Origin of the sequence: Shewanella gelidimarina (assembly GCF_023283945.1) — a bacterium.
Taxonomy (GTDB): domain Bacteria; phylum Pseudomonadota; class Gammaproteobacteria; order Enterobacterales; family Shewanellaceae; genus Shewanella; species Shewanella gelidimarina.
The window spans coordinates 1-1,410 of the sequence record NZ_JAKIKW010000062.1 but is presented as its reverse complement, the minus strand read 5'-3'; the positions used below and the strand labels follow the sequence as shown (position 1 = coordinate 1,410).

Here is a 1,410-nt window from a genome sequence, read left to right as displayed (position 1 = left end):
TAATGCCGTTCACTTAAGGTGAGCGGCATTTTTGTTTCTAGCATATCGTTGAGGCCGTGGCTTTACTGTTCTGGGGAATGTTCTTTCCCGCCGGGGTTCAAGTACCAAGCTTTTAGCCATTGAGTGAAACCCCTTTAGTTGCCTTGGTATTGCCCCCGGTGAGGAGTAAGGAAGACCCGTTAATAAACTCACTATGTGTGATAATGTTCCGTTAAAACTCAATTGATACGGTAAGTAATTACCTTTCAATGAAAAACTAAGTTCAACCATCTGATAGCGAACAAGATTATAGCTTAACAATACACCCCAAAGTTCTTGTTTCACCAATTCAGGAAGGCGGCTTCTCAGCGTTAGTCGGTTACCCAGCATGAATTGTTTTTGCTCTCGGTAGCCCACTTCGATTTCCCATCGATGACCATATAAACTGGCTATATCGGCCGCAGGAAATCGTAAAGGGTCAACCATTGATGTAAGCACTTGATAGTCCTTACCATTGATTTTACGAGTAATTAAGCGAATATTTAGCTCTTCTGGTAAATCAGACCACAGTTTGCGCGCCCTAGGGTTGCTTACCAGCCTGACCAGTTTGTCATTACGTCCTAATGTTCTAATAACCTCGTATTGAACATTTTTCTTTAGCGGAATAAGCCAGTGGCGTTCGGTCCCTGTCTGCTCCCATTTATGAAGTAAACCTAAAGAGTAAAACCCTTTGTCAAACATAGTGACACTATGGTCTGGGGTGGTATCTATAAGCTTTTCTGCTAACACCATTTCATTGACTTTATAATCGTCAAAAGCACTGCCAGTAATAAGATGGCTACTCAGCTCCATCTGACAAACCATACGGACTTGGGGGTATTGAGTATTTTTGGGTTTAGTAAAGACGGCATTATTTTCTGGCGTATCGGGGGTTCGCCAAACAACACCATCTACACTTAATAGTGTTAATCCGTTCCAATGCGGCAGGTTCGCATCTTTAACCCAAGCATTAGACATTCGCTTAAAGACTTCTTTAATCGCTGGCTCACCTAATGTTTTACGCCGCTGTGTAAGAGCGCTTGGTGCGACGAAAGCTTTGCCTTCACGATCAACGATGTCTAGCTGGTTAACTAAATCTTTGATGGATTTGTTGTTATAAAGCGCCATACCTACCAGCAACCAAACCATTGATTCTAATGTGAGTTTACGTTTTCTCATGGTAACGGTATTAGTGAGCTTGTAAGCTTCATCAATAATGTTTAAGGGAAGTAAATCTGAAAGGGTTTCAATCTGAGTTGGCTTCCAGTGATTGATGATATTGAGTGCTTGAGATACGTCCATAAAAAATCCGAATGTAAGGAATACATTCGGATTTTCGCATGCTGAGAAGATCGGTCAACCGATCAAATATTGACTAACTGATCGGCATTA

The 1,410-nt window shown here is 41.8% G+C and carries 1 protein-coding gene; it reads right to left on the bottom strand.

The window, feature by feature from the left end; all coding sequences use genetic code 11:
• Positions 1 to 9: 9 nt before the first annotated feature.
• Positions 10 to 1,320 carry an IS4 family transposase gene (locus L2729_RS21475; RefSeq protein ID WP_248990045.1) on the bottom strand — a complete coding sequence of 437 codons (1,311 nt, stop codon included), beginning with the start codon at positions 1,318 to 1,320 and terminating at the stop codon, positions 10 to 12.
• Positions 1,321 to 1,410 lie beyond the last annotated feature (90 nt).

Excerpts from the sequence above, each read along its gene's own strand:
- L2729_RS21475 (WP_248990045.1), bottom strand. The coding sequence starts at position 1,320 with ATGGACGTATCTCAAGCACTCAATATCATCAATCACTGGAAGCCAACT.